General features: G+C 65.7%; 3 protein-coding genes and 1 pseudogene. 2 read left to right on the top strand and 2 right to left on the bottom strand.

Going from position 1 to position 3223, the window contains the following annotated elements:
* Nucleotides 1–552, top strand: a pseudogene (locus AX681_RS05025) (DNA repair protein RecN); the annotation flags it as partial.
* A gap of 77 nt (nt 553–629) precedes the next feature.
* Nucleotides 630–971 carry a hypothetical protein gene (locus tag AX681_RS05020; RefSeq protein ID WP_066658264.1) on the top strand — a complete coding sequence of 114 codons (342 nt, stop codon included), beginning with the start codon at nt 630–632 and terminating at the stop codon, nt 969–971.
* A gap of 46 nt (nt 972–1017) precedes the next feature.
* Here the strand turns inward: AX681_RS05020 and AX681_RS05015 are convergent, their stop codons facing one another.
* Both AX681_RS05015 and AX681_RS05010 read right to left on the bottom strand, forming a co-directional pair.
* Entirely contained in the window at nt 1018–1758 is a 741-nt protein-coding gene (locus tag AX681_RS05015; RefSeq protein ID WP_231733680.1) for a hypothetical protein, read from the bottom strand.
* A gap of 85 nt (nt 1759–1843) precedes the next feature.
* Nucleotides 1844–3223: DUF885 domain-containing protein (locus AX681_RS05010; RefSeq protein WP_066681913.1), on the bottom strand; the 1380-nt coding region annotated here is incomplete at its 5' end.

The following is a 3223-nucleotide window of genomic DNA, read 5'->3' as shown; positions in this document are numbered from 1 at the left end:
GCGCGGCTCGATGCGGCGGTCGCCGCCGAGCTCGCTCCGCTCAAGCTCGACGCCGCCCGCTTCCGCACCACCGTCGAACCGCTGCCGCGCGATTTATGGTCGGCATCGGGCCGCGACCGCGTGGAGTTCGAGGTTTCGACCAACCCCGGCGCCCCCTTCGCGCCGCTGATCAAGATCGCGTCAGGCGGCGAGCTGTCGCGCTTCATCCTCGCGCTCAAGGTGGCGCTGGCGGAGGAAGGTGGCGCACGCACGCTGATCTTCGACGAAATCGACCGCGGCGTCGGCGGCGCCGTCGCCAGCGCGATCGGCGAACGCCTCGCGCGCCTCTCGACTGGCGCACAATTGCTCGTCGTCACCCACAGCCCTCAGGTCGCAGCCCGCGGCGCGGCACACCTGCTGATCGCCAAGAGCCACGACGGCACCGTCACCCGCACCGGCGTGCGCCAGCTCAGCGAAGACGAGCGGCGGGAGGAAATTGCGCGAATGCTGTCGGGCGCGCAGGTGACGGATGAGGCGAGGGCGCAGGCCGGAAGATTGCTGGAGGCGGCGTAGGTCGCCGGAGCATCAATAGCCGCATTGGGTGGGAAGCGGACATTGCTGTATCCAGCCTGTTTGGGCACACTCACAGCATGGCCGCGAATGTGAATATCGAGCATGTGCGATGGGCGCTTGAAGAGCTGTCTGACGAACGTGAGCAGGTCCGGCTATGGCTCTCGGATGGCAGCGCTGGAAAGGAAGTCTCGTCGTTCGTCGAAGTGCAGTGCATTCTTTTCGACGACAGCGGTCTTGGCTATGCCTTAGAAAGAAACTCAACCGGGCTTGGCGAGCAAATCGATAGCCAACTCGTTTTGATCGGAACGTTGCTGCGCCGGATAGACTCCGGCAGAGCTCCGCAAGACATCATTGCTGACCCGCTAATGAGCCGTGTGCGGGCCGCCGCCGCAGCAACTCTCCAAGCCTTGCAGACCTGACGCTTCTACGTCCGCAACGGGGTCGTCTCCCGACGGACCGATTTGCCTAATTGCCCCTGTTCGCGATCAGATCGATCTCCGTCCCGCCGTCGCCGCGCGCGGACAGGAACACGACATATGCGGCATCGTCCTTCGCGCGCGTGCCGCCCAGCACATGCTGGCCGTCCTTCAGCTGATGTTCGGCCGAATAGCCGCCACGGACGGCGCGGGTGTAATACCAGTCGATCATCGTCTGCAGCGGTTGCGGGGTCGAGAAGCTGACGACGCGCAGGCCGCATTGGCCGCCTTCGGCGCCCGCTGCCTCGGTCACGCGGGCCTGCGGATGCAGCGGCATGTCGGCGGGGAGGCGGGCGGCCCAGCTGGCGGAGTAGCTCAGCTTCGCCGCGCAGTCGGCGGTGCGGCGGTCCTTCTGGCCTGCCGCGAGGCCGCCCAGCGTCACCGACTTGTCCTGCGCATCGCACGCGTCGCACTTGCCCTCGACCGGAGCCGGGGCCTTGAGCAATTCACCCTCGGCCGGCATCGCGGCCTTGGCTGCGGCGACGGTGTCCGACGGGATCGGCGCGGAATAGGGCTGGCCCGGCGGGCGGATCGCGTCCTTGTTCGATTGCTGGGCGAGCTGCGGATCGACCATGATCTGGTCCTGCAGCGCGCCCATCAGCGCCGGATCGGTCGAATTGCCGCCAATCTCATTGTCGAGCGCATCGACATTGCCCGCCTCGCCCCCGCCACAGGCGGCAAGCGCCAGCGGCATCAGCAGGACGGCAAAACCATTGGCCCGACGGCTCATCATCACGCTCCGCATCCCCGCACAGGCTGCGGGATTTGGGGCAAAGGGATGACAGGCCAGGGTTAAGGAAGCGTTTGCCGGACCTTCACCCCGCCTTGCCGACCCGCGCCTTCTCCGCCGCGATGAACGCGTCGATCTGCGCATCCAGCACATCCAGCGGCACCGCGCCTTGCTCCAGCACCGCGTCGTGGAAGCGCTTGACGTCGAACTCGACCCCCAGCGCCTTCTCCGCCCGCGCGCGCAGTTCGCGGATCTTGATCTCGCCCAGCTTGTAGCCCAGCGCCTGCCCCGGCCAGCTGATATAGCGGTTCACCTCGGCATCGATATTCGCCGCCGACAGCGCGGTGTTGTCGAGCATGAACTGGACCGCCTGTTCCTTGGTCCAGCCCTTGGCATGGATGCCGGTGTCGACCACCAGCCGACAGGCGCGCCACATCTCGTAAGACAGCCGCCCCATTTCCTTTTCGGGCGTGTCGTAAATCCCCATCTCGATCCCGATCCGCTCGGAATAGAGGCCCCAGCCTTCCGTAAAGGCGGTGAAATTGGCGAGGTAGCGGCGAAATTTCGACGTCTCCAGTTCCTGCTGCAGCGCGATCTGGTGGTGGTGCCCCGGCACCGCTTCATGCGCGGTCAGCGCGGGCAGCTCATAGAGCGGGCGCTGGTCGAGCTTCGAGGTGTTGACGTAATAATGCCCCGCCAGCCCCAGCTCGGGATTGCCCGGACCGTAATAGGCGGTGGTCGTCCCCTCCGCCGTCTCCGCCGGGATGCGCTTGAGACCATAGGGCAGCCGCGCCATGCGGTTGAAGAAGCCCGGCATCTTGCCGTCGATGTCCTTGGCCTGCACCGCGGCGGCGGCCATCAGCTCCTCGGACGTTTTGGCGTAATATTTGGGGTTGGTGCGCAGCTCGGCGACGAACGCCTCGCGCGTCGCGAAGCCCGCCTTCTTCGCCACCGCCGCCATCTCGGAGCGGATGCGGGCGACCTCGTCCAGCCCGATCTTGTGGATCTGCTCCGCCGATAGGTCGGTCGTGGTCAGCTGGCGGATGCGGAAGGCATAGTATCGCGCGCCATCTGGCTGCGCCGACACGCCGACCGCCTTGGCGCATTTGGGGGCATAGCTGGTGCGGTAGAACGCCGCCGCCTTGGCATAGGCCGGGTTGATCACCTCGATCACCATCTTGCGCGCGCGTTCCTGCAACGCTGTCCACTCTGCCTCTGTGGCATCGACAGGGCGTTTACGGGTGAATGGCGCGTAAAAGCGCGACTTGTTCGCATCCTGTTGGATCACGCCGGTGATCGTCTGTTCGAACCCCACCAGGCTGACACAGGGCTGGATATAGCCGCCCTTCACCGCCTGCGCCGTGATGTCGATCAAAACATCGTTCGTTTCCGGGAACTTGGCGAGCCGATCGAGATAATGGCCATAATCGGCCTTGCGCCGAAAGGCAGTGCGCTCCCCCTGCCC

This window comes from Sphingomonas sp. CCH9-E2, assembly GCF_001557215.1.
Lineage (GTDB): Bacteria > Pseudomonadota > Alphaproteobacteria > Sphingomonadales > Sphingomonadaceae > Sphingomonas.
Note: the sequence above shows the minus strand (reverse complement) of the source record. Positions and strands in the feature narration are given on the sequence as shown.

What these genes read in the sequence shown, in the direction of transcription:
- AX681_RS05020 (WP_066658264.1), top strand. Translation starts at nt 630, where the DNA reads ATGGCCGCGAATGTGAATATCGAGCATGTGCGATGGGCGCTTGAAGAG.
- AX681_RS05015 (WP_231733680.1), bottom strand. Translation starts at nt 1,758, where the DNA reads ATGAGCCGTCGGGCCAATGGTTTTGCCGTCCTGCTGATGCCGCTGGCG.